This window comes from Mucilaginibacter ximonensis, from assembly GCF_042686265.1.
GTDB lineage: Bacteria > Bacteroidota > Bacteroidia > Sphingobacteriales > Sphingobacteriaceae > Mucilaginibacter > Mucilaginibacter ximonensis.
Map to the genome: position 1 here is coordinate 42,059 of NZ_JBHUPD010000004.1, position 24,295 is coordinate 66,353.

Consider the following 24,295-nt stretch of genomic DNA (forward strand, 5'->3'; position numbering starts at 1 on the left):
TCGACCACCGCCCTCACGCTTCGAGTGCCTCAGCATGACAGCCAATAAAGACAGATTATACAATGAACAGGCGCTTTATTTCTTTATGGTTCCGCCACTTAACCACCGACTGGTTTACCCTGCGTCGGGAGGAACTGAAAGACGTGCCTTTTATTTTGACGACGCCTGTCCGCGGGCGAAATACCATTACTGCGGCCAACCTGCTGGCCGAGCAGCAGGGCATTACCGTTGGCATGGCTGCCGCCGATGCCCGGGCCATCATCCCCGACCTGGAAGTGATTGACGATATCCCGGGGCAAGATTATAAATTACTTAAGGCCCTGGGCGAGTGGTGCATCCGCTACACCCCCATGATTGCCATTGATATGCCCAACGGCCTATTGCTTGACATTACCGGCTGCGCCCACTTATGGGGCGGCGAGCGCGAGTATCTTAAGGATATCGTCACCCGGTTGCGCAGTAAGGGCTATGATGTACGTGGGGCCATGGCCGATACCGTCGGCACCGCCTGGGGCGTGGCCCGGTTTGCCAAAGCTAAACCCATTATTGAGCCCGACGGGCAGTTGAATGCTTTATTATCGCTCCCCCCCGCTGCTTTGCGACTGGACCCTATCATACAAGATCGCCTGCAAAAACTGGGCTTTTACCAAATTAAAAGTTTTATTGGTTTGGGCCGGTCGGTTTTGAGGCGACGTTTTGGACAGGAGTTTTTAACCCGGCTTGATCAGGCTTTGGGTAATGAGGACGAGCCGTTAGAACTGATCCAACCGATTGAACCTTATACGGAGCGACTACCCTGCCTGGAACCCATACGTACGGCCACGGGAATCCAGATTGCCATTCAAAAATTACTGGAAAGACTTTGTAAGCGCCTGGAAGGTGAAAGTAAAGGTGTCCGTACGGCGGTTTTAAAGTGTTATAGAGTAGATGGCGAGGTGATCCAAAAAAGCATTGGCACTAATCAGCCTTCCTATTATGTCGACCATCTGTTTAAATTATTTGAGCTGCAGATAACCAGTATAGAGCCACGACTGGGCATTGAACTTTTTACACTCGAAGCCCCTAAAGTTGAAGATGCCGACCCCGAACAGGAAATACTTTGGGGAGCCGATAGCTGCGGATTGGAAGATACCAGCCTGGCCGAATTACTGGACCGCCTGGCCAACAAGATCGGCGCGGGCAATATACACCGCTACCTGCCGCAGGAGCGTTACTGGCCCGAGCATTCGGTTAAACTGGCTATGTCGCTTAAGGACAGGGCCACCACCACCTGGCGCATGGACAGGCCAAGGCCATCGCTGCTATTAAATCATCCTGAGCGCATTGAGGCAGCCTTTTTAACGCCCGATAACCCACCCATGTGGTTCATTTACAAAGGTGAGCGCCACAATGTTAAAAAAGCCAACGATGCCGAGCGTATTGAACCCGAATGGTGGCTGAAAGACGTACCGCACCGTGACTATTACATAGTTGAAGATGAGAAAGGCCGGCGGTACTGGTTATTCCGCTCAGGACACCACGATGCAGAGAACAAACCCGAGTGGTACATTCACGGATTTTTTGCTTAAGAAGCTATGGAGTACGCAGAATTACAGGTCACTACCAATTTCACCTTCATGCTGGGCGGCTCGCACCCAGCCGAATTAGTTGAACGCGCAATTGAGCTGGGCTATACCAAAATTGCTATAACCGACTGCAATAGTGTAGCGGGCGTGGTGCGCGGGCATATGCGTATAAAAAAACTTATAGCTGAGGAAACCGATCCTGCAAAAATTAAACGCTACGAAGCCTTTAAGATCATCCCCGCTTGCCGGCTGGAACTGGTGGACGGAACGGGCCTGCTGGCCTACCCTACGGATATTGAAGCCTGGGGACGCTTATGTGCCCTGCTTACCAAAGGCAACCTGCGGACAGAGAAAGGCAAATGCGAGCTGTACAAACAAGATGTTTATGAGCATAAGGAAGGTATCATCTTTATCGCGATAGCGCCAAACCAATTGAATGCCCGTTTTGATTTTGATGATTATTTTAAAGATTGCCTGCACGAATACCATACCCAATTTGCTGACAAGCTTTATATAAGCGCCACCCGCTCCTACTTAGGCAGTGATGATAAACGCTTTTATCGCCTCTCAAAATTAGAAGTGCCTATGGTGGCTACCAATGATGTTCACTATCACTCGGCCGAGCGCCGGCAGTTGCAGGATGTGCAAACCTGCGTGCGAGAAAAATGCACCATCACTACGGCGGGCTTTAAGCTGCATGCCAATGCCGAACGGTATTTAAAGCCGCTGGATGAATTAGAGCGCCTGTTTCGCCAGTATCCTGAAGCCATTCACCGCACTATTGACATTGCCGAAGCCTGCACTTTTTCATTAGACACCCTGAAATACCTGGAGCCTGAATGGAAAAGCCCCGATGGGCGCACGGCTGACGAGCATTTGGCTGAGCATACGTGGAAGGGTGTTAAAATATTCTTTCCCCAAGGTATATCGGGTAAATTGTGCGCACAACTTCATACCGAACTGGCTTTCTTTAAAAAGCGCAAGCTTGCTCCGTATTTTCTGCGGATATACGAGTATGTGAACAAAGCCAAAGATTTAAAGATATTGCATCAGGGTCGTGGCTCGGCGGCTAACTGTGCCGTTTGTTATTGCCTGGGCATTACACCTGTAAATCCTGAAAAATCAAATCTGCTGTTTTCCCGGTTCATGTCAGACGCCCGGGATGAATGGCCCGATGTGGATGTAGACTTTGAGCATGAGCGCAGGGAGGAAATTATGCAGTGGATCTACAACACCTACGGACGCGAGCATGCAGCCATCGTAGCCACAGTAACTCAGCAAAGACACAAAGGCGCTATCCGCGACGTAGGTAAAGCCATGGGCCTGTCTGAAGATACCATTAAAAGACTGGGCGGCGCTATCTGGAGTTTTTCAGAAGAAGGATTGGACCGCGAGCGTATTATCTCGCAAGGCCTCAATCCAGACGACCTGCAGTTAAAAAAAGTATTGGAGCTTACCCAACTGATGATGGGTTTCCCGCGGCAATTGGGGCAGCATTCAGGCGGCTTTGTGATTACGCAGTGTAAGCTGTCAGATATTTGCCCAGTAATGAATGCCCGAATGGAGGATCGCACTCAACTGGAATGGGACAAGGATGACCTGGAAGACCTCGGGATTTTAAAGGTAGATGTTTTGGCCCTGGGCATGTTAACCTGCATCCGCAAAGCTTTTGATTTGATTGAATTGCATTATAACGAAACTTACACCCTAGCAAACGTTCCTGAAGAACTACCCGAAGTTTATGATATGATCTGCAATGCGGATACCTTGGGCGTTTTTCAAATCGAAAGCCGTGCGCAAATGTCTATGTTACCTCGGTTAAAACCTCAAAAGTTTTATGATCTGGTAATTGAAGTGGCCATTGTACGTCCCGGCCCTATCCAGGGAGATATGGTACACCCTTACCTGCGTAGACGCGATGGCATTGAAGATGAAGAATACCCTAATGATGAGCTTATACCAGTTTTAAGCCGAACCAAAGGCGTCCCCCTGTTCCAGGAACAAGCTATGGAAATAGCCATGGTAGCCGCTGGGTTTAGCGCTGCCGAGGCCGACCAACTTCGCCGCAGTATGGCTTCATTTAAAGCAAAAATTGGCGAGGTAAAAAAGTTCAGGGAAAAATTGATCAAAGGCATGCTGGCAAAAGGATATGAACTTAAATACGCTGAGCGCATCTTCAAACAGCTCGAAGGCTTTGGTAGCTATGGTTTCCCTGAAAGCCATGCGGCCAGCTTTGCGCATTTGGTTTACATTTCTTCATGGCTCAAATGTTTTTATCCAGATGTTTTTGCGGCATCATTGCTCAACAGTCAGCCCATGGGCTTTTATCAACCTGCACAGATTGTTATTGATGCCGAAAAACATGGCGTCGTGGTTAAGTCGGTAGATGTTAACCTTTCTATGTGGGATAACACGCTTGAAGAAAAGGATGGCAAATACCGGGCATTACGCCTGGGTTTCAGGCAGGTAAAAGGTTTAAACAGAGAGGATATGGAGAAACTCATTGCTGCCCGCGGTCCGGGCTATACCAGCATCCATCAGCTGAGCGACGCCGGCGTGCCGCAATTTGCTATTGAACGATTAACAGATGCCGATGCCTTCCGTTCCATGAACCTCGACCGGCGTCAGGCGCTTTGGGAAGTGCCGGCTTTGAGTGATAAACCTATCGGACTTTTTGCCGGCCAGAAATCTGAAAGCGCAACGGAGGGCCAGATCAGTCTGCCATTTATGTCGCAGGGCGAGCATGTGGTGCAGGATTATGCGGTTACCGGCCTATCGTTGAAAGCGCACCCGGTAAGTTTTGTGCGCCGTGAGCTTGATTTGCTGCATGTAACACCTAATGGTAAACTATCTGAACTTAAGGACGGCGCCCCGGTAAAAGTTGCCGGACTAATCACCGTACGCCAGCGCCCAGGTACGGCAAAGGGCATTGTATTTATTACCATTGAGGATGAAACCGGTTTCTCTAACCTGGTAGTTTGGGAAAAAGCCTTTGCTACCTTTCGACGAGAGATACTGCAGGCCCGCTTATTGATGGTTGAGGGTAAGGTACAAATTGAAGGTCAGGTGGTGCATGTTATTGTAAAGCGCTGCCATAATCTGAATAAGCTTTTAAGCTCGATCACCAAACTTCATGACGAAAATGTCCCGGTGTTAACCTTATCGCGCAGCGACGAAACCACATCCCCGGCTCCTGTTGACAGTAAACGCAATTGGCAAAATGAGCCTTTTCATAAAGGGCGAAATTTCAAATAAGCCCTTCATCGCCATAAAATTACACGTTTCTAAAAATGACTTAAAAGTCATTTTTAGAAAGTAACTATTGCTACAAAGCAAACAAGTTGTTTAAATTAGTTGTACCAATAATCGGGCAGCCTATTTATCAAGACGTCAGCATTTTACAATTGTAGCAAAATCGCTTGCATCTGCGCTAAAAAACTACTTACCCCTATTTTTTGCCGATATGAAAAACAAACGTAAACTAACTATCTCGCTGCTGCTGGTTGGCCTGATTGGGCTAACGCTAAGCTTCATTAATAAAGACGATGATCCGGTAGACCGTATTGTTGCGGCACTGCAAAAATGGGCAGACACCAATCCGCAGGAAAAAGTATACCTGCAAACCGATAAACCTTACTATTTGGTGGGCGATACCATTTGGTTTAAAGCTTATGTAACTACCGGATCCAGGCATCAGCTTTCTGCTATCAGTGGCGCCTTATATGTTGACCTGATCAGCGAGGGCGATTCGCTCACCAAACAGCTTAAGTTACCCATTACTACAGGTATGGCGGTGGGCAATTTTATTTTAGATGATGACCTGGTGCATGAGGGTAATTATCGCATTAGGGCCTATACCCAATGGATGCGCAATGCCGGCCCCGAATATTTTTATGACCGTACGTTTAGCGTGGGCAATTCTATAGCCAATACCGTATTTGCAAAAATTGACTATATATATACCCAAGATGGCAATAAGGTAAAGATTAAAGCAGTACTGAAATATACCGACCAAAACGGGCAACCCCTGGCAGACAAACAGGTAAGCTACCTGCTTCGTAAAAGCTGGGATGTTATTTCATCGGGCGGAGGCAAGACTAACGCTGCCGGCGAGCTAAGTATAAACTTGCCCAACAACAAGCCTAATGAGCTTTTGCAAAGCTATTTAAATACCAAGATCATTGTACAAGGAGCAAATGTAGTTGCTAAAAACTTCCCTATAAAAACAGCATCCAACCAAACCGATGTGCAGTTTTTCCCTGAAGGCGGCAACCTGGTGGCAGGTTTAAAAAGCCGTGTGGCCTTTAAAGCCACCGCACCTAACGGCTTGGGCGCCGGCATTAGCGGCGTTGTTACTGACAACGCCGGTACAGAAGTAGCTAAACTGGAAACCAAACACTTAGGCATGGGGTATTTTACGTTGACGCCCGAAGCCAGTAAAACCTATGCAGCAAAAGTAACCTACCCAGACGGCTCATCAAATACAATTAATTTGCCCCAGGTACAACCCAACGGTTATACACTATCGGTTTTCCAGACATCGAAGCGCGACTCGGTATTGGTTAAAGTCGGCGTGTCGGCGGGTGCGCACAATGGTGGTAGTTTGAGTTTGGTTGGGCAATCAAATGGTAAGGTATATTTTTCAAGCACCGTGCCTGTCAATAAAACCTACGCTCTGCTGTATTTTCCTACCAGGGAGGTACCATCAGGCATCATGCAGTTTACTTTGTTTAATGCGGATGCACAGCCATTGAATGAGCGTATTGTTTTTATACAAAATGAAGACAATATCAACGTCGGCATCAGCAGCGATAAAAAAATATATTCGCGTCGCGAAAAAGTCAGGCTAAATATTGATGCAAAAGATGCCGCAGGTAATGCAACGGGTGGTAATTTCTCCGTGTCGGTGATCAGCGAGACGGCCGTTCCGTCTGACGAAGTAAATGAGAACTCCATCTTCTCGCAGCTTTTACTCAGTTCAGATATTAAAGGATACATCGAGAAACCCAATTACTATTTTACCAACCAGAACGACCAGACACGCGAAAACCTGGACATATTAATGCTTACACAGGGTTATCGCAGGTTTGAGTGGAAAAACATATTGTCGGGCAATATCGCTGCCCCTTATTATACCCCGGAGAAACTGGGAACTGAAATAAGCGGTGTAATTATGGGCTACAATAAAAAGCCAATACCTTACGCTAGGGTAGCCCTGCTTAATAACAAAACCGGCTTTTTCCGGGACACGGTTGCCGACCAAAACGGCCGGTTTAAATTCAGGAGAATACTGTTTACCGAAGGCGCACAGTTTACTATTCAGGGTGCCAAAGCCAGCGGCAAGGGCCGGGTTATTATTAAATTGAATGATTATGAAATGGCCAAAGTTACCCCAAACCCCAATATTGGCGACCTTAACCCTGACATCCTCCAACAAACAAAAGCTACCATTGATAACGATTTGAAGCAAGATCAGGACCTTACCAGCCACGGGCTTATCAGCCGTGTACAGCAGTTAAAAGAAGTTAGGATTCGTGCCGCAAAAGCGCGTTTCGGTACTGCCAATATCAATGAAAACCAGGCCGACGAGGTATACCGTCCGGATAGCCGCCAGCCCTGCAGCTCATTACGCGAATGCCTTGAGGAGATGTATCATAGCCGCGTGCGGTTTAATCAGGTAATGGATCAAACCTACGGCATGCTTTGGATACCGACCTATCAAAACGAGCGCTATGTGGTTTTAATTGATGCCATGCGCGTAACACCCGAACAATATCAGGATCTGCTGACAGACAGCGTGACCAATATCAGTAAAATTTATATGGTGCATGAAAGCCCTGCTATACAAATGAAACTGCTGGGCATGTACTCAGGCCAGTACAGACATGGCCCTCCGCCTGTACTAGCCATTTTCACTAAGAACGGTAACTACAGATACCAAAAGAGCGATGGAACTATTGATTACGCCCCCAAGGGATATGATTTAACCCGGGTGTTTTACTCGCCTAAATATGATGTGCCACAAAACGGCCCAACCGTTGCCGACCTGCGAAGCACCGTATATTGGAATCCGGCGGTGTTGACAGGTGCGGCGGGCCACACCACTATTGGCTATTTTAACAGCGACCAGACCGGCACTTTCAGAGTAACGATTGAAGGCATTAATGCCGACGGACAGCTTGCCCGTAAAGTTTACAGATATACCGTACAATGACGAATAACAAACAACGCCTTTACTAGATCATAATTATAAACCTAAAAGGCCGCGGGCGCGATGCCCGGGGCCTTATTTATTTTGCACCTCGATAGCGGGGTACTATTTAAGAATATCGTCAATTATCCTAAGTTCTTCATCGCTGAATTTGGTATTGTCCAGGCATTTCAACGAGTCAAGCATCTGCTCAGGTTTGCTGGCGCCAATAAGTACCGAGGTAATACGCGGGTCTTTCAATACCCAGGCCAGGGCCATGTGCGCCAGTTTTTGTCCCCGTTGCTTTGCCAGATCATTCAGTTTTTTAGCCTTTTCTACTCTTTCAGGCGTAATACTACTTTCTGTAAGCGAGTCGCCCACTTTCAGCGCGCGCGAGTCGGCAGGGATACCGTTCAAGTATTTGTCGGTTAATAAACCTTGTGCTAGTGGCGAGAATGGGATACAGCCTATGCCCTCTTCTTCCAAAACATCGAGCAAACCACCTTCAACCCAGCGCTCGAACATAGAGTATTTGGGTTGGTGGATGATGATAGGCGTACCCATTTGTTTTAGCATCGTGATGGCCTGCTTAGCCTCAGGTGCTTTATAGTTTGATATACCCACATACAAAGCTTTGCCCTGACGAACGATCAGGTCTAACGCTGCCATAGTTTCTTCCAACGGTGTTTCCGGGTCTGGGCGATGGTGGTAGAAAATATCCACGTAGTCCAGCTTCATGCGTTTAAGGCTTTGGTCAAGGCTTGATACCAGGTATTTTTTGGTACCCCAGTCGCCGTAAGGGCCGTCCCACATGGTATAGCCGGCTTTTGACGAGATGATCAGTTCGTCGCGATGGTCGCGAAAATCAGTATGTAATATCTGGCCAAATTGTTCCTCGGCAGTTCCCGGCGGCGGGCCATAATTATTGGCTAAATCAAAGTGTGTTACGCCGTTATCAAAAGCAGTTTTCAGGATATTGCGACAGTTTTCAAGCCGGTCATAATAGCCAAAATTTTGCCATAGCCCCAATGACACAGCCGGCAGCTTTAAGCCGCTTTTGCCACTGTGCTTGTAAGGCATGTTTTGATAACGTGTTGGTGATGGTTGGTAAGACATGTATTTGTGATGTATTGTATATTGTTATTTGTTTGCTTCGCGATGTTTAATTTTATTAGCCAAACAGCATTAGTCGCTGCTAATTTGTGGCTGTGCTGTCTCGTTGATAAGCCTCCAGCATTTGTTGTACATCGGGCTGGCTCATTACCTGATTTTTTAATCCGTTTACAACTTTGTCTGATAATTTAATTGTCAAATCTATTCCTTTAGTATCAACTATCGAAAAAGATTTTGGTTGGCCAAAATTGAATTTCTTTCTTTCTTCTATCTTCTGATTATAAAACGTTTTCAACGCAGTTAAATAAGCCACCGTATCATTTTCTGCCCGAATACTATCAACAGAATCCGCTGGAATGAACTTCTTTGCAGAGTCGTCAAATTTATCTCCTACAATAGTTAATTTGTACTTATTAAGTTTGCTTTCAGCTTGAGTTTTGTCATCACCATTGTTGGCTTGCGTTTTATTTTGAATGCAACTTTGGCAAAAAAATGAAATGGCTAATGCCAGCATTAATAATTTCTTCATATTTTGATTGTGATAGGTTTACAGCAAGAAAGAGTTACGAAGTTTCTTAAACTTCGTAACTCTGGATATATCTACGCCTTCGGCGCGTTCTTCTTAAAATAAGTATTAAAAAACATTAAATGATACAGCACCGAGTTTGCCCAATACTGCGAGGTATGCGCGCCAGGGCGCGAGGTAAAATCGTGCGCAATGTTACGTTCTACCATTTTGTCGTGCAATATGCAGTTTACTTTGTAAAAGAAATCGTCGGTACCGCAATCAAAAGTTATAGCCAACGAGTTTGGTTTAATCAGGTATAACATATTGGTAACGGTGTTCTTCTCCCAATTATCCGGGTTTTGATCGTACGGACCCAGGCGTTTAGCCATATCCCAGTTATTAGGAAAAGGGCGGATATCCACCCCACCGCTCATACTGCCCACAGCGCCAAAAATATCCTGATGGCGTATAGCCAGGTAAAAAGCACCATGGCCACCCATGCTCAGGCCTGATATAGCACGCCCGGTTTTGTTTTTGATGGTTTTATAGTTTTTATCGATATAACCTACCAGCTCTTTAGTAACATATGTTTCGTATTTAAAAGCCGGATCAACCGGGCTGTCAAAATACCAGCTGGTTACGCCGCCATCGGCACAAACAATCATCAGGTGATAATAGTCGGCCCAGTCGGCAATGGCATGGTTCAATTCATAAAACTGTTTGTAATTACCACCCGCGCCGTGCAGCAGGTATACCACCGGGAACTGTTTGCCCTGCTCATAATCGGCCGGGGTGATAACCAAAGCTTTAATTTTTTTATGCATTGCATCGCTGTAGGTCTCTACCGTGTCAACTTTTGCCGCTTTGGCAAAGCTTACCGCAAATAACAGGTATGCTACCAGGAATATGTTTTTCTTCATTATTGTTGTTTTATGGTGAAACCTCCGCTGGTTCCGGCATTTCCCTTGTAGTCAAAACTAATAGCACGCAGGTTAATATGCTGCCAGTTTTCGGCAACAGGGGTTATGGTAATGGTTGTTATACCGGCCCTGTCAATATTAACGTAACCCAGGTTATTTATTAAATATTTCCCATCGTTACCGGTAGCTTTTACAACGGCTTTTACGGTTTGGCCGCCGACAGTGATATTAAATGCATTACCCTCGCCAATAGCGGCAACAGGGGCTTTAATTGTGTAAGTACCCGGCTTGGTGATCTTTATTTGCCAGGATGCGGTTGCTTTTGGATTGGTCCAGTAACCCAGGTTTGAGGGACTATGTTCTGACTGTACGCCGCCCTTCAAATCGGCATCTTCAGGGCTTAGCACAAACGAGCCATCAGCACTGGCCGACGGGATAATGGTTTCTACGTCAGGCTTTCCTTTAATAATGAGTTTAATCACCGTCGCGTTCGCATCCGGTGCGTTTGCAGGGACATCGACAGACAAACCATCGGCCACTTTTTTAAATTTTAAAGCGGTACCATTTGCCAGCAATGTTGCCGATTTAGCTGCATTCTTTAAGCCAGGTACTGACAACTGACCATTTGCAGGCCAGTCAAATACACTCAGGTATAGCGCAGTAGTACCGTCAGGCGTCTCTTTGGTGGTGCATCTGCCCCAGGTTAATTTGCGGAACGGACTTGCCGTAGTAGCATAAATAGCCTCGCTGTTTACCTTCATCCAGGCGCCTATGTCTTTCATGCGGTCAACAATAGGCTCAGGAACTTCGCCGGTTGGTTTTGGACCAATATTCAGCAGATAATTGCCGCCTTTTGAGGCTATATCCACCAAATTACGAATCAGGGTCTGGCTTGATTTCCAGTGGTCGTCGTAGGTTTTATAGCCCCAGGTATCATTCATAGTCATACAGGTTTCCCAGTTACGGCCCGGTATCCCTGTTGCCGGTATGTATTGCTCAGGTGTTTCCAGGTCGCCCTGTACGCCGCCGCCTAAGCGGTTATTGGTCACAATCTCAGGGTGAGCAGCCAGCAGCGGCGTAATTTTAGCAGCGCGCTCTTTGGTCATATCGGTAGGTACGTCCCACCAAAGCTCTGCCACGTCACCATAGTTGTTCAGAATTTCCTTAATTTGAGGAATAGCTACTTTATCCAGATACTCATCAAAGCTACCATCCTGCTTTTTATCCCAATGGCCACCGGCTGCGGCACCGCCCGGGTTGTTCCAGTCGTTAGCCTGCGAGTAGTAGAAGCCCAGCTTCATGCCGTATTTACGGCAAGCATCAGCCAGCATCTTGATTACGTCTTTACCATATGGGGTCCGTTTAACAATGTTCCAGTCGCTGGCTTTCGAGTCAAACATGGCAAAACCGTCATGGTGTTTGGTAGTAATCACAATATACTTTACACCGGCATCCTTAGCCATCAATACCCACTGCTCAGGGTTGTATTTTGTGGGATTAAAATCTTTAGCATAAGCCTGGTAAGTATCTACCGGTATTTTGGCATCGTGCATCAGCCACTCGCCCAGGCCGGGATATTTTTTACCCTCATAAACACCTGCAGGTACGCTGTATACACCCCAATGTATAAACATGCCGAAACGGGCCTTATTCCACCATTCCATGCGGTTGGTTACTACCAAAGCATGTTTGTTCATAATTTTTTTTGGCGATGGCTTGCCTGGACCGGCATTAACCACCCCTGTATTTAGCAGTAAGGCAACGCTTAACAAAGCGCTGCCCAAAGTATATTTTCTCATTATGATAACAATTGTTTACAATTTAAACTTTTGGCGCCCAGCCCGGCTGATAGGTGCGGCTCCATAACTTCTGCGCTTCAGCATCATTCTGGATATGCGCATTTTTAGGGTCGAGATGCAAATCGCGACCCACTCTCCATGAAATATTACCCAATTGCATGGCTACCACGCTCTTATAACCCAGCTCCACATCGCAGCTTGGTTTTTTGTTATCGCGAATAGCTTCTAAAAAGTTGGCTACGTGCATACTGTCCATACCCAGGCTTGGGCTGGCTGTATTACGGCCCTGAATAGAGGCATCCTCAACCGGACCTTGTTTTTTAACCTCTTTAATCAGCTTGCCATCAAGGTCATATACCTGATATTCTTCACCATCGGTGTTAATACTTCCTTTATCGCCATAAAAAATAACACCGCGCTCCTGCCCTTCAATTTTTTTACCGTTCGAGCTGCGGTTCTCCCACATCAGCATCACCCGGCCGGGATATTCCAACGTTACAATTTGTGTGTCCGGAGTTTCCCAGGCGTCCTGGTATTGGTAGCGGCCACCCATTGACGATACACGGGTTGGCAGGTCAACACCTAAACCCCAACGCGCCAGATCGACCTCATGTGTACCGTTGTTCAAGGCTTCGCCAGTGCCATATATCCATTTCCAGTGCCAGTTATAGTGAATCAAACCGTCCTGATAAGGCTGGCGCGGGGCCGGGCCCTGCCACAACTCGTAGTTTAACCAATCTGGTACAGGCGCTGGTTTTAAATACAGTGGTTTACGGTTATTAGTATACCAGGCCTTGGCAAAACCAACACGACCGATAATACCGTCATGCAACTCCTGCACACACTGTATAGCCAGCGGCGACGAGCGGCGCTGAGCACCCATCTGTACCACTTTATTGTATTTACGTGCGGCCTCTACAGCCAGCTCACCTTCGTGCGGGTTGTGGCTTAAGGGCTTTTCCACGTAAACGTGTTTACCGGCCTGTACACCCATAATGGTCAGGGGTGCGTGCCAGTGGTCGGGGGTTGCTATATAAATGGCATCAAGATCTTTATTTTGCAGCAGCCTACGTACATCACCTTCACCTTTTGGGGCATCGCCTTTACTGGCATCAGCCACCCGTTTCTGAACTTTGGGGATGGTACGTGAGTCGACGTCGCAAACCATTTGCACTAAACAATTTGGCTGTTTGGCAAATGTGGTACACATACTGCCCCCGCGGCCGTTAAGGCCCACTATGGCTACATGAATACGGTCGTTAGCGCCAATAATGCGTTTGTAACTGCTTTTGGTAAAGCCAAAAGTATGGCTGCTCAATGCAAGGCCGCCGGTAGCGATAGCTGCCTTCCTGATAAAATCTCTTCTTTTTTCCATGGTGATTGGAATATGGTGGTTTATTGTTTGGTGTGAGGATACTAATTTACAATTTATCGCATACAGTGGGCAAAAAATGGATGAGAGTTTTGTAATAATTTGGTTAGGTGGTGGTTGATTAAGCGGGTAGTTGAGTTGGAAAAAGCTAATCGATACAAAAATGCACCGGCTTTAAATTTTGTAATAGCTACATGAATTACAAAAAACAAAAGAGGCCACCTTGTTTAAGGTGGCCTCTTTGCATTCAAATATTATTTGATCAATTAAAACCCGGGTTATTTGGCAATAATTTAGGGTTAACGTCGGTTTCCTGCTTAGGCAGCGGGAACAGCAATTGCTTTTCGGTAAATGTTGCACCGAATACAGTTTTGTGCCCTACGAAATTGTCAAAGATACCGGTAACATCGTTGCGTACTTTGCGGGTACGCACCATATCAAACCACATTTTGTTTTCAAAGCATAGTTCCCAATAACGTTCAGACCATACTTCCTGCTCAAAGGCATCTTTGCCAAGCGCACCGATAGGCGCCAGGTTAGCCCGCGCTCTGATTTGGTTAACATAGCCTATAGCGGCTGCATTTGGTCCGCCTTCAGCTTCGTTTGATGCTTCTGCATACATCAGCATCACATCAGCCAAACGGTAAATGGTATAGTTAAGGTCTGATTTAGCGGTGGTGGTAACGGCATTTACATCAAACCATTTGTAGATATAATGATTTTTAAAATACACCGTATCATGCGTAGTGATGCTTGGGTAGCTGGTAAAGAAGAACTGTTTTTCCTGAACCCGCTTGTCTCCTGCCGGATATGAAGCGATAAACTGCGGTGTAGGATACACCGAGCCATATTCATCAGCATACTTAGATATACCCGAATAATTAGGGATAGTAAGTGATGTTAACGGGTTTGTTGCCGGTATTGACGCCGCAAACTGTACCTGAAATATAAACTCGCCTGAATTTTTGTTGGCAGGGTTGATCATATCGGTATAATTAGGGAACAAGGTATAGCCCCCCTTGGTCAATACGTCTAGCGAACGCTTGGCAGATTCAGCATATGCCGAAGGTCCTCCGTTAATAGCAGCGCCCGCATAGGTTAAGTAAACATCGGCCAAAAGCGCTTTTACCGTAGCCATATTAACTTTACCTGTTGGATCTTTATACGGCAGGGTTGACTGCTCGGCAAATAACAAATCGGGGATAATAATGTCATCGTAAATTTGCTTAGCCGGAGTACGCGTAACCTTTAAAGCATTAAGGTCGGTTTGCGGAGCAGTTATCTCAGGCACTGCGCCGAACATACGCACCAGGTAAAAGTAATACAGGGCACGCAAGGTACGCGCCTCTGCCAGTAAATTGGTCTTTTCAGTAGCACTCAAATCGGCAGCGGTAATGGTGGGTATCTTTTGTATAGCCAGGTTGGCTGCTCCAACACCCAGATACATCTGTTGCCACCACGTGTCAAAATAAAAGGATGTGGAATTGTAATTTAAGGTTTGATAATTTACAAACCCGGTTTGACCAAGATCTGAATTGGCTTTGCCGGTCATAAATTCCATCAGGTTCCAGGTGTTACCACCGTACGAGCCGTTTTGACCCGCTACCAGCCCTGTCAGGTTTTGGTAAGCGCCGTTAGCCAGGGCACGTGCTGCCCTTTCGCTTGAAAGTTGCGAATCTGTTCCGTAAGCAGATTTCTGGTCTTCATTCAGAAACTTTTTACATGAGCATACAAGCAACACGCCCGCAATTACTAATATATTTTTAAAGTTTTTCATGTTAATACGTTTATATTGATTTAAAACCCCTTCGTCCTTTTTACTCTCTTTTCTCATCAGCTTAAGTTTTAAAATCCAACTTGTACACCCAAGTTCCATATACGCGGACGAGGTACTGAGAAAAAGTCAAGGCCCTGCGAAAACGCATTGTTAGAGCCAAAGCTTGAATTAAAGGTATCAACCTCGGGATCATAACCGGTATACTTGGTGATCAGGAACAAGTTTTGTACGCTGGCATAAATACGCAAACGGTTGATGCTTGCTTTTTTCAGCATGGCTGACGGGAAGTTATAACCCAGCACAAAGTTTTGTCCGCGGATGAAAGAACCGTCTTCAACCCACCAGCTGTCAAAATGCGAATCTTGCGCATATTTATAGTTACGCACTTGCGAGATATAGGTGTTTTGATTATTGGGCGTCCAGGCGTTTAATACCGTAGCTAAGCTGTTGGCAATGGTCTGCCTGTCTTCGCTTGAGTGTTTGAAGTTAGCTGCGGTGCTATTTCCTTGGACAAAACGGATATCAAATGAAAAATCCCAATTCTTATAGCGCATGGTACTGCTGAATGTTCCTGTCCAATCAGGATTAGCGTGACCTAACACACTATAATACGGGCTGCCATCTGCATTATAGATATATTTACGATCGCCCGGTTTTAAACCGTGGCTTGCAGCCTCGGCCACGTCAGCAGCGCTGGTGCTGTAGGTACCCACACGGGTCATACCATAAAATGCACCAATTGGCTGGCCTACCCTAAGTACATAATTTTGCCCCAAAAAGTTAGGCCCCGGAAAAATATCGGCGTTACCATCATTAAGATTCAGGATCTTGTTCTTATTGTAAGCAGCCAGTATAGTAGTGCTCCAGGTAAAGTTTTTACTCCTTACGTTAACAGTATTCAATGTTAACTCAACACCACTGTTTCTTACAGAGCCAACGTTTTGATAAACGTTAGCTGTGGTATAACCTGCTGTCCAGGGTACCGGTGTCTGTAGCAACAGGTCTTTTGTGGTACGATTATAATAGTCGGCTTCTAAGTTTATCCTGTTATTCAGCAACCCTAATTCTACGCCTCCATCAACCTGCGTGGTACGTTCCCATGCTAAATTTTTATTGCCCAGGTAGCCCGGTAGCAGGGTAACAGCTGCCGCGCCATTTAAGGTGGTTGTACCTGTCGAGTATTGAGGTAGTGAACGGTAGTTACCAATTTCCTGGTTACCGGTTACACCTATACTTGCCCTTACTTTTAAGTTTGAAATAGTTTTGCTATCCTTCAGGAAATCTTCCTGCGACACGCGCCATGCGGCGCCTGCAGATGGAAAGAAAGAAAATTTCTTATTTATCCCAAAGCGCGATGATCCATCATAACGCCCGGTGGCAGTGAACAAATATTTTTCATCGATATTATAACTGATACGACCGTAAACAGAATTTAACTTATTGTCGCCAAACCCAGAATCTGCACCGCTTCTTACCGAACCTGAACTAAGGTGATTAAAACTTAGCGCATCGTCAATAAAGTTTTGCGTTTCAACATAAACGCTTTCCTGAGAGTTTTCACTTAAAGAGAAACCCAGCAAAGCAGTAAAATGCTGCCTGTCATTTACCTTCTTGTTCCGGGTCAGGTAGTTTTCTGACTGCCAGTACCAGTTTGAATATTCATTGATATTGGCAATACCGCCCTGGTCGGCCGACAGGTGCTGTAAGGTTAATGATGAATAGAAGTTATTTTTGAGCGTATTCAAATTAAAACCAAAGTCTGATTTAAATTCCAGGTCTTTAGTGATCTTGAAAATGGCATATATATCACCCAACATTTGGGTAGTATTGTTAATGGTGTAACGGTTATTGGCCACATTAATAGGGTTTGGCGCACCTTCTAAGCCGGCAATATCATAGTTATTGGCATAAGTACCGTCCGGATATCTAACCGGTAAAATAGGCACCTCTTCAACCACGTCGCGCGGCACGTTCAGGCCCCCGTTACCATCTGTCACCATGCGCTGGCGGCTCGATACCAAATTAACGCTACCGCCAACTTTAAGCCAGTCCCTGATATCATTATCCATGGTGACTTTAACAGAGTAGCGTTTAAAGTTAGATGTCGGGGCTAAACCGTTTTGATTAAGATAGCCCAGCGATAAGCTGTAAAGCGATTTATCTGTACCGCCCTGAACATTTAATTGATGGCTTTGAGAAAAGGCAGGTTTGTAAGTTTCTTTTTCCCAATTGGTATTATAAAGAGGTTTGTCATTGGCATCAAACAATAACGGAAAATTGGCATGATTCAAGGCTTTGGCCGGAGTTTGTACAGAACCATCAGTAGCAAATTTTTGTCCGTTAGCAAAAGCCTCGTTATAAACCTGCACAAACTGATTAGCATCTAAGGTTTTAAGGTGCCTGTATAACTGGCTGACATTGCCGTTAGCCTCATAGCTAATTTGAGCCGGCCCTGATCTGCCGCGTTTGGTAGTTACCATGATAACGCCATTGGCGCCGCGTACACCGTATATAGCGGTAGATGACGCGTCTTTCAATATTTCTACTGAAGCTATATCATTTGGGTTAAGTGTATTGGGATCAACGCCTACTACGCCATCGACAACATAAATAGGATCGAGATTTGAGTTGATGGAACCTATACCCCTTACCCGAACTTTGGCTGGCTGACCCGGAGCGCTGCTGTTCACGCTTACATCAACACCTGCAACTTTACCCTCCAATGCCTGCGTAAGGTTAGGCGACGGCTTATCCATTATTTGCTCAGATTTGAGGGTAGAAACCGCCCCGGTAAGGTCTGACCTTTTGGCTGTACCGTAACCAATTACAACTACTTCGTCTACGGCCTTGGCTTCACCGGTCAGTTGGACATCAAGTGTAGTCTTTCCCCCTAACGCAACTTCCTTGCTGGTATAGCCGATATATGAAAACACCAGTGTAGCGTTAGCATCCGCCACATCAAGGCTATATTTACCATTTACGTCGGTTTGTGTGCCGCCCTGTGCGCCCTTAATGCTCACAGACACGCCCGGCAGCGGCGAGTTATCCTTCGCATCGGTAACCGTGCCGGTTATTTTGTTTTGCGCCATTGCCGATAACGACAGCAGCATAAACATGATGGAATAAATTAAATATTTGTTCATAATAGTTAGTTAAGTGTTTATAGTTTTTGCTAAAAATGCTGTTGGCCCGCAAAATGTAATTGCGGTAATGAGGTACTCAAGGAGCCCTGCAGTTTTCGCGCGCGCATGCAGTAACCCAAAATTTAGGCAATAGCATTCCCGCTACCTTGACGATATTATTTTTTTTCATGATTTACTATTACTATTTAGATGTTACTATAATTGGTATGATTCATATTGGTTATTGCAGATTGAAGCTGAAACTACTGTGTTATAAATAGTTACAAATAAACCAATAGTAAATATTAGGGATAAAATTTAACTACAAAGAGCTATAGGTTTAGTTTAAGAACAAACTATTTACACAATGGTTTATAAAATTTTAGTTTTTGCAGCTGAAAATGAGCCGCCGGTCAAAAAAAATGTGCAAAAGATAGTCCTTGCACATTCTATTCATCAATTTATCTGGCAGTTAACAGTTAGTCGTCTGCCATTAATTTCCCCTGTTTAATCAGGTCAATTTGCTCATAAGTGTAAGGTTTATAAACGGCTCCTAAACGCCGGGCATTGGCCTCAACGGTTAAATTAAACCCAGCTTCCTCGCGACGTTTGTTTACGTTCGACGCATCGGCAATAGGCACTACATAACCAAACATTCTTTTTTTACCGGTTTTAGCATCAGTAATTTGAATAAAGTGGATTTGGCTGCCGTACATCTGTTCCTTATTTTCATTGCAAAGTTTTCTGTCCAGCATCAATGCGACATCCGTAAACGGCAATTCACCTTTTTTCCCCGCCTCTTCAATCAGCGGGTAATACTTTTCTATTTTGTTAGAGTGCTGAATTACATAAAAAACAGCCTCGTTCGCCGGTTCGCCAACCATCGACTTACCTGGGTAGCCATATTGCATAATAATGTGCTCAACCTTAGCCACATTGCCGGGATCTATCCTGTACATAGCGCCAAACATTCCTATTTTTTTTAGTGTGTCTTTGGGATAGCCCAATATCAAGGCTAGTGTATCTTTTCTTTTCTCGCTGGTTTCTGTGTCGAAAAACTCACGTACGCCCTGGTCGGTTTGTAAAATAGTATCAAGCTGCGCTTTTAGTTTGAGGTTGATTTTTGATTGAGCGAAGCTGCTGTTAATAAACAGACAACCGCTTATAAACAGGATTTTTTTCATAAGATGTGAAGGTTAGTAATGAAATAATTGATTGATTGAATATAAATCTACGAATATTTCGTAGATTAGTATGTAACGATTTTATACACAAAAGGCTGCCCGTGTTGGGCAGCCTTTTGTCCTATCATATACAGATTATTTCATGAATCGCGACGCGAGATTATCTTAAAGTGACACTCCCCTCTTCCAGGGTATAAAATCATCCTGCCCCAACTGTACCGACTTGGGCTGCACCACACCGCTGGCCACGTCGATGACATAATTGAGGATACGCTCGCCGGTTTGCTCAATAGTTTCTGTGCCTTCAACAATAGTACCGCAGTTAATATCGATAATATCAGGCATACGCTCAAAAATACGTGTATTGGTCGACAGCTTGATTACCGGCGTTATGGGGTTGCCGGTTGGGGTACCCAGGCCGGTAGTGAATAATACAATGTTAGCGCCCGAGCCCACTTCGGCCGTGGTACTTTCTACATCGCTGCCCGGGGTGCATAATAAATTAAGACCGGGCCTGGTAACCTTTTCGGGATAATCTAATACCGCAGTCACTGGCGAATTACCACCTTTTTTAGCTGCACCGGCCGACTTGATAGCATCGGTTATCAAGCCATCACGGATATTACCCGGCGAGGGGTTAGCGTAAAAGCCCGAACCATCAGCCTCTGCACGCGCGTTGTAGGTACGCATCAGGTGCATAAATCTTTGGGCGGTGTCTACGTCAACACAACGGTCGCTCAACTCCTGCTCTACGCCACAAAGTTCGGGGAACTCGGCCAGGATGACGCTGCCACCCAGGCTCACCAGCACGTCAGACACATAACCCAAAGCCGGGTTGGCCGATATACCCGAAAAACCGTCAGAACCGCCGCATTCCAAGCCTATACAAATCTTGTTGATAGGAGCCGGCTTGCGTTCAATTTTGTTGGCCTCGATCAAGCCAGCAAAGGTTTGTTTCAGGGCTTCCTGCATCAATACGCTCTCCTTGCCTATTTTTTGCTGCTCAAGCATAATAAGCGGTTTACTGAAGTTAGGATCGCGTTTTTTGATCTCAGTTTCCAGGATACTGGCCTGGGCATGCTGACATCCCAAACTTAAAACGGTAGCTCCGGCTACGTTAGGGTGGGTAATGTAACCGGCCAGCAGCCCGCATAAAGCGTCCGAGTCGGTTTTGGTGCCACCGCAGCCCATATCATGCGTCAGGAACTTGATACCGTCTATATTTTCAAAAAGCTTAGTCTGTTTGTCTTCTGCCGATTTCATTTGCAAATCAGCATTCAAAATAGATTCGACCGAACTACCTGTTTTATACAGATCAATCAGGCTGTCTACCTCGCTCTCATAAGTCTTAGCCTTACGGAAACCCAGTTTCTCAACCAAAGCATCCTTCAAAACCATAATATTGCGGTTCTCGCAAAACACCAGCGGAATCACCAGCCAGTAGTTAGCCGTACCTACCGAACCGTCGGCCCGGTGATACCCCAGAAAAGTACGTTGTGCAAACTTATCAACCTCAGGTTTATGCCAGTTAAGCTTACGCTCACCCAGTTTAAAGTCGCCGGCAGCGTGGTGTATATTTTCAGTGGTTATAGCGGTACCTTTGGCTATCGGCTGATTAGTTTTGCCCACCAGCACGCCATACATGTAAATTTCGGCCCCGGTATCCAGATCGCCTATAGTAAACTTATGTTTGGCAGCTACGTTGGTGACCAGTGTAATGTTGTCGCCATTAAACGGAACAACCGTACCGGCCTGCAGGTCTTGCAGCGCAACTAACACATTATCATGCGGATGTATTCTTAAAACAGTTTCTTTTTGAACAGACATTATCAGTAAGGTATATTATTACGCGATGGGTTACAAGCTAAGCTCCACAACCGGCACCTCGTAAGGGGGTTTCTTTTTCGGCAAAGTTACAACCAAATCTTCACTATTGCCTGATGAAGGTTTATTGGCAATCTCTGAATGATCATTCAAAAACTGAACATATTTAACCCTGGAAGCATAACCCGGCAACGTTAGCACACCATCAGCCGGATAATTGAACAAGTGTACGTAAAGCTTTTTGGTTTTTGCATTGTAAGTAAGCCTGTCGCCTTCAGGAACTGCAAAGTTGCTTGGCGCGTAGGTACAATTGTGAATAGATATGTTGTTGGCGTGCATCCAGTACGACAAACTATCCAATGCATTATTAGCACGGTAATCAAACTCGCCGCGGGCAGTCGGACCGACATTCAGGATCAAGTTACCACCATTAGCTACCGAGGTGATTAGCAGATCCAGCAACTGCCGATGTGTTTTCCAGGTGTTCTCATCACGATAGTATCCCCATGAGCCAGAGAAAGTCTGGCAGGTTTCCCAGGTATGGCCACGGTATTTTTCCAGTTCTTTGGTGCCAACCTGCTCGGGTGTTTCAAAATCGGCGCCGTCTTTATATTCTTCCAGATTCAGGCGGTTATCAATGATAATACCCGGCTGCAACTTTCTGATCAGTTTAACCAGCTCAACAGCGCCCCAATCATCAGCGCCTTTGCCATGCGATGGATCTTTTTTATTCGGGAATGAAAAGTCTAACCACAGGATGTCAATCTTACCGTATTTGGTCAGCAATTCAGTGATCTGGTTGCGCATATACTGGCGATATTTAGCCATATCGCGGCCTTTGTTTAGCTCGGCATAGTGTTCTTTGCTTTTGTCTTTTTGCATCAGCGGATGAATATCATCCATCACATAATCAGGATGGTGCCAATCCAAAAGCGAATAATAAAACCCAACTTTTAAACCCTGAGCGCGGAAAGCGTCGACATACTCCTTAACCAAATCGCGTTTAGCCAGGGTATTGGGCGCTTTATAGTCAGTATATTTTGAGTCGAATAAACAAAAGCCTTCGTGGTGCTTGGTGGTTAAAACCGCATATTTCATACCTGCGGCTTTAGCCTCTTTTGCCCACTTGGTTGGGTCAAACAGGTCAGGGTTAAACTGGTCAAAATATTTTTGATACTGCTCATTACTCAGGGCCTCGTTATGCTTTACCCACTCGTGGCGCGCAGCGCCTGAGTACAAGCCCCAATGAATAAACATGCCGAAACGGCTATCGGTCCACCAGGCCATGCGCTGTTGCTTTTGCGCATCGGTTTCTGTGCCTATCATTTTCTGCGCACGCGTCGCCGAAAAACAAAGCATTGCGATTAATAATGCCGGTAATAGTTTTGATCTTCTCATGGTGTGTTTAGTTTGATGATCTGGCCACGTTAGTAGTGGTTTGGTTTATAATTCGGTTATCTCAAAGAACGCACAATACTGCTGTTAAAAAATTTACGTTATTGTCTAATTATTCAACGTTTTTGGCATTTTATGCAAACGATATCAATAATTAAGAATATATTAGATAATATTAAACCCCAATGAAACCGCAACTGCTCAAAGTATCTAATGACCTGGTGCACTCGTTCAGCTCGAGGCAGGACAAGGTGCCTTATGTAAATAACCACTGGCATTACCATCCGGAGGTTGAGCTTATTTATTTCAGGCAAGGCAACGGCACGCGCTTTATTGGCGATAGTATACAGCACTTCCAGTCGGGCGATGTGTACTTGGTAGGCTCGAACCTGCCGCATTACTGGCGTTTCGATAATATTTATTTTGAAGACGAAGAGAACAACCACGCTGACGTTAGCGTAATCCATTTCAACGAGAACTTTTGGGGCGACAGTTTCCTGCAGCTACCGGAAAACACCATCATCCGCAACATACTCGAAAAATCAAAACATGGCATTAAAGTTAACGGGGACGACCAGTTGCCATTAGGCAAACTGATTGAGGCAACCGTTAAAGCCGAAGGGCCGCAAAAGATCATGCTGCTCATGGAATCGCTGATGCGTGTTGGCAATGCCAAACAGGTTGAGGTGATCTCATCCATAGGTTCGCGGGTTGACTTTGCAACTTCAGAGAACGACCGCATTAATGCTATTTACAATTACTCAATAGCCAACTTTAAGCGTAAGATCCAGATTGAAGAAATGGCTGAAGTGGCAAACATCTCGCCTAACTCTTTTTGCCGCTACTTTAAATCGCGTACCAGTAAAACTTATCTGCAGTTTATTAATGAGATACGTGTGGGACATGCCTGCAAGCTGCTTATTGAAAACAAAATGAACCTGAAACAGATCTGCTATGAAAGCGGTTTTCATAACTTCACCAGCTTTCATAAGTACTTTAAAAGCATTACAGGTAAAAGCCCGCTGGTTTATCAGAAAACGGTGTTTAAATAGTATCTAGGACTCTTTCTTTTGTTCCTGCTCCTCTTTTTTTACTTGCAGGCGTTCCAGGTTTACATCCACTTTTATCAGTGCAAAAATGGCCATATACAGGTTGGCTATCCAAACCAGGGCAAAGCCGGCTAACAGGTAGCCGCGCCAGCCGTCCAGCAATAATTTATAATTGGTGATAAACAGCATCAAGGCCGTTACATAGTGGCTAAAGCAGTATTCGCAGGTAAACAGGTAAAAAAACTTGCGTCGCACAATTGTCTTTCCCGTTTTGCTTTGCTTCACGCAAAACTCGCGGGGCTCCCGAAATACTTCTTCGTGGGTCACCGTCCAGGCAATGCAGGCTATTGGGATAGCGATAAGAAACAACCAGGCTACTTGAGTTTGTAAAGACATCATACTGTATTATTTACAATCTCTACTACAAACAGAGTTTGTGAAAGGTTTTGGCGGACCCGGTTAATTACAAGACACGCC

General features: G+C 45.6%; 15 protein-coding genes. 4 read left to right on the forward strand and 11 right to left on the reverse strand.

Annotated elements, in window-relative coordinates; translation table 11 throughout:
- The first annotated feature begins 62 nt into the window (after positions 1-62).
- From ACFS5N_RS17345 to ACFS5N_RS17355, 3 genes are all read left to right on the forward strand, one after another.
- Positions 63-1,568, forward strand: coding sequence for a Y-family DNA polymerase (locus ACFS5N_RS17345; protein ID WP_377188570.1), 1,506 nt, complete (start codon positions 63-65; stop codon positions 1,566-1,568).
- Positions 1,569-1,574: 6 nt separating this feature from the next.
- A complete protein-coding gene (locus ACFS5N_RS17350; protein ID WP_377188573.1) occupies positions 1,575-4,820 on the forward strand; it encodes an error-prone DNA polymerase in 3,246 nt (1,081 codons plus the stop codon).
- 208 nt (positions 4,821-5,028) lie between these two features.
- Positions 5,029-7,779 (forward strand): carboxypeptidase-like regulatory domain-containing protein, encoded by a 2,751-nt coding sequence (locus tag ACFS5N_RS17355; protein ID WP_377188576.1) that lies wholly within the window; start codon positions 5,029-5,031, stop codon positions 7,777-7,779.
- Positions 7,780-7,881: 102 nt separating this feature from the next.
- On the opposite strand, the gene mgrA is transcribed toward ACFS5N_RS17355, so the two are convergent.
- From mgrA to ACFS5N_RS17405, 10 genes are all read right to left on the reverse strand, one after another.
- Positions 7,882-8,871, reverse strand: a complete 990-nt coding sequence (mgrA, locus tag ACFS5N_RS17360; protein WP_377188579.1) for an L-glyceraldehyde 3-phosphate reductase — start codon at positions 8,869-8,871, stop codon at positions 7,882-7,884.
- Positions 8,872-8,950: 79 nt separating this feature from the next.
- Positions 8,951-9,397: a hypothetical protein gene (locus ACFS5N_RS17365; RefSeq protein ID WP_377188582.1), complete on the reverse strand. Its 447-nt coding sequence runs from the start codon at positions 9,395-9,397 to the stop codon at positions 8,951-8,953.
- Positions 9,398-9,468: 71 nt separating this feature from the next.
- On the reverse strand, positions 9,469-10,296 hold the full coding sequence (locus tag ACFS5N_RS17370; protein ID WP_377188585.1) for an alpha/beta hydrolase: 828 nt from the start codon (positions 10,294-10,296) through the stop codon (positions 9,469-9,471).
- Positions 10,296-12,095 (reverse strand): alpha-L-fucosidase, encoded by a 1,800-nt coding sequence (locus ACFS5N_RS17375; RefSeq protein ID WP_377188588.1) that lies wholly within the window; start codon positions 12,093-12,095, stop codon positions 10,296-10,298. The genes ACFS5N_RS17370 and ACFS5N_RS17375 overlap by 1 nt, the downstream gene beginning before the upstream one ends.
- Positions 12,096-12,117: 22 nt before the next feature.
- Positions 12,118-13,470 (reverse strand): Gfo/Idh/MocA family protein, encoded by a 1,353-nt coding sequence (locus ACFS5N_RS17380; RefSeq protein ID WP_377188591.1) that lies wholly within the window; start codon positions 13,468-13,470, stop codon positions 12,118-12,120.
- 259 nt (positions 13,471-13,729) lie between these two features.
- Positions 13,730-15,301 (reverse strand): RagB/SusD family nutrient uptake outer membrane protein, encoded by a 1,572-nt coding sequence (locus ACFS5N_RS17385; protein WP_377188594.1) that lies wholly within the window; start codon positions 15,299-15,301, stop codon positions 13,730-13,732.
- A gap of 11 nt (positions 15,302-15,312) precedes the next feature.
- Positions 15,313-18,387 carry a SusC/RagA family TonB-linked outer membrane protein gene (locus ACFS5N_RS17390; protein WP_377188597.1) on the reverse strand — a complete coding sequence of 1,025 codons (3,075 nt, stop codon included), beginning with the start codon at positions 18,385-18,387 and terminating at the stop codon, positions 15,313-15,315.
- Between the two features lie 458 nt (positions 18,388-18,845).
- Positions 18,846-19,550 carry a DUF6624 domain-containing protein gene (locus tag ACFS5N_RS17395; RefSeq protein WP_377188600.1) on the reverse strand — a complete coding sequence of 235 codons (705 nt, stop codon included), beginning with the start codon at positions 19,548-19,550 and terminating at the stop codon, positions 18,846-18,848.
- Positions 19,551-19,715: 165 nt separating this feature from the next.
- On the reverse strand, positions 19,716-21,377 hold the full coding sequence (locus tag ACFS5N_RS17400; RefSeq protein ID WP_377188603.1) for a UxaA family hydrolase: 1,662 nt from the start codon (positions 21,375-21,377) through the stop codon (positions 19,716-19,718).
- Positions 21,378-21,407: 30 nt separating this feature from the next.
- Positions 21,408-22,772 (reverse strand): alpha-L-fucosidase, encoded by a 1,365-nt coding sequence (locus ACFS5N_RS17405; RefSeq protein WP_377188606.1) that lies wholly within the window; start codon positions 22,770-22,772, stop codon positions 21,408-21,410.
- 182 nt (positions 22,773-22,954) lie between these two features.
- Here ACFS5N_RS17405 and ACFS5N_RS17410 point away from each other — a divergent pair, with 182 nt between their 5' ends.
- Positions 22,955-23,821, forward strand: coding sequence for an AraC family transcriptional regulator (locus ACFS5N_RS17410; protein ID WP_377188609.1), 867 nt, complete (start codon positions 22,955-22,957; stop codon positions 23,819-23,821).
- 3 nt (positions 23,822-23,824) lie between these two features.
- Here the strand turns inward: ACFS5N_RS17410 and ACFS5N_RS17415 are convergent, their stop codons facing one another.
- Entirely contained in the window at positions 23,825-24,217 is a 393-nt protein-coding gene (locus ACFS5N_RS17415) for a hypothetical protein (RefSeq protein ID WP_377188612.1), read from the reverse strand.
- Between the last annotated feature and the right edge of the window lie 78 nt (positions 24,218-24,295).

Coding starts and splice junctions, on each gene's coding strand:
- ACFS5N_RS17415 (WP_377188612.1), bottom strand. CDS start 24,217: ATGATGTCTTTACAAACTCAAGTAGCCTGGTTGTTTCTTATCGCTATC.
- ACFS5N_RS17405 (WP_377188606.1), bottom strand. CDS start 22,772: ATGAGAAGATCAAAACTATTACCGGCATTATTAATCGCAATGCTTTGT.
- ACFS5N_RS17410 (WP_377188609.1), top strand. CDS start 22,955: ATGAAACCGCAACTGCTCAAAGTATCTAATGACCTGGTGCACTCGTTC.
- ACFS5N_RS17390 (WP_377188597.1), bottom strand. CDS start 18,387: ATGAACAAATATTTAATTTATTCCATCATGTTTATGCTGCTGTCGTTA.
- ACFS5N_RS17375 (WP_377188588.1), bottom strand. CDS start 12,095: ATGAGAAAATATACTTTGGGCAGCGCTTTGTTAAGCGTTGCCTTACTG.
- ACFS5N_RS17370 (WP_377188585.1), bottom strand. CDS start 10,296: ATGAAGAAAAACATATTCCTGGTAGCATACCTGTTATTTGCGGTAAGC.
- ACFS5N_RS17345 (WP_377188570.1), top strand. CDS start 63: ATGAACAGGCGCTTTATTTCTTTATGGTTCCGCCACTTAACCACCGAC.
- ACFS5N_RS17355 (WP_377188576.1), top strand. CDS start 5,029: ATGAAAAACAAACGTAAACTAACTATCTCGCTGCTGCTGGTTGGCCTG.
- ACFS5N_RS17395 (WP_377188600.1), bottom strand. CDS start 19,550: ATGAAAAAAATCCTGTTTATAAGCGGTTGTCTGTTTATTAACAGCAGC.
- ACFS5N_RS17380 (WP_377188591.1), bottom strand. CDS start 13,470: ATGGAAAAAAGAAGAGATTTTATCAGGAAGGCAGCTATCGCTACCGGC.
- ACFS5N_RS17400 (WP_377188603.1), bottom strand. CDS start 21,377: ATGTCTGTTCAAAAAGAAACTGTTTTAAGAATACATCCGCATGATAAT.
- ACFS5N_RS17385 (WP_377188594.1), bottom strand. CDS start 15,301: ATGAGAAAAGAGAGTAAAAAGGACGAAGGGGTTTTAAATCAATATAAA.
- ACFS5N_RS17365 (WP_377188582.1), bottom strand. CDS start 9,397: ATGAAGAAATTATTAATGCTGGCATTAGCCATTTCATTTTTTTGCCAA.
- mgrA (WP_377188579.1), bottom strand. CDS start 8,871: ATGTCTTACCAACCATCACCAACACGTTATCAAAACATGCCTTACAAG.
- ACFS5N_RS17350 (WP_377188573.1), top strand. CDS start 1,575: ATGGAGTACGCAGAATTACAGGTCACTACCAATTTCACCTTCATGCTG.